1 protein-coding gene is annotated in these 269 nt (G+C 65.4%); it reads right to left on the bottom strand.

Going from position 1 to position 269, the window contains the following annotated elements; genetic code table 11:
- A partial coding sequence (locus KZZ04_RS19410; protein WP_219423907.1) for a hypothetical protein occupies positions 1 to 269 on the bottom strand: 269 nt, incomplete at both ends.

Below are 269 nucleotides of genomic sequence, written 5' to 3'. Positions count from 1 at the left end.
GCATCAGGCAAAGCGCAGCGCCCCCCAGTGACAGTGTCAGGGAGGACAGCAGCGCCTCGCCGATTTCCGCCACGGGAAACGCCGCTGACGAACCTACCGCCAACCAGTAGCCGAGCATCCCCAAAGGAATGCCGCTGCCAATGATCGCCAGCGCCAGGCAATAGAGTTGACCGAGCGGCGCCCATTTACCCAATTGAACCTGTTCAGCATGGCGCGCCGCGCCCTGGCCGATGCGCACATGCCGGCCCTTGCCGCGTACGCGCAGCTCC

Origin of the sequence: Pseudoalteromonas sp. CR1 (assembly GCF_019392235.1) — a bacterium.
Taxonomy (GTDB): domain Bacteria; phylum Pseudomonadota; class Gammaproteobacteria; order Enterobacterales; family Alteromonadaceae; genus Pseudoalteromonas.
Note: the sequence above shows the minus strand (reverse complement) of the source record. Positions and strands in the feature narration are given on the sequence as shown.